The organism is Bradyrhizobium sp. 23, assembly GCF_023073295.1.
Classification (GTDB): domain Bacteria; phylum Pseudomonadota; class Alphaproteobacteria; order Rhizobiales; family Xanthobacteraceae; genus Bradyrhizobium; species Bradyrhizobium canariense_D.
In genome coordinates this window covers 405-1,093 of record NZ_JADPJF010000077.1, presented here as the reverse complement: position 1 = coordinate 1,093, position 689 = coordinate 405, and positions in this window count along the sequence as shown.

Sequence of the window (689 nt, the reverse complement as noted above, 5' to 3'; positions counted from 1 at the left end):
CAAACTCGGCAACCAAACCAAGGATGATATCGATAAAGAACCTCGCGAAGAACGGTCCTGTGGGCGTTCTCAAACCTCGTTGTATAACACCAGGCGTCCCCATTCGAGCCTTGACGGCACTACGCCGGATCAAGCCTACTTCACCCCACTGCCACTCCGCATGGCAGCCTAACCCCGGCAGAGGCTCCACCTATTGACGCGGAAACTCTGTTCAGACAACCGGGACCAGCTCTGTCCACGAGCGGCGCGATCGCGGCAATGGTGCTCAGTCATAATTCGGTCCTGGCAGCCGCAGCTCTGTTTTTGCTGGCGCCGTATGGACGTAAACGCTGTTCAACATTGACGTGGAGCTCTCCCCCCTGGGTTGCGGACCAATCCGTTGCGGCTTGGTAGGCTGCCTTCTTTGGGGGCCTCGCAGTGTCGGTGTCGGCATCACGCTGCTCGTCTGATGCTGCTCTTGTCGCTGCTTGGCACCCATCCCGGCGATCACCGAGCGCGGCGAGGACGCCGACATGCTTGCGATCCTAAGGTGCGGCTCCCGCTTGTCATTCGGCTTGGAATATTGGCTCTGACGCATATTCGATGATCGTGATTGTTTTTATGGCGCGCCAATCAGCCTTGCCTGAAGGAGATCGAGCTTAGCGCGCCCGTACATCTGCCGTTTGACCAGCTTGAGCTTAGTGATCTGC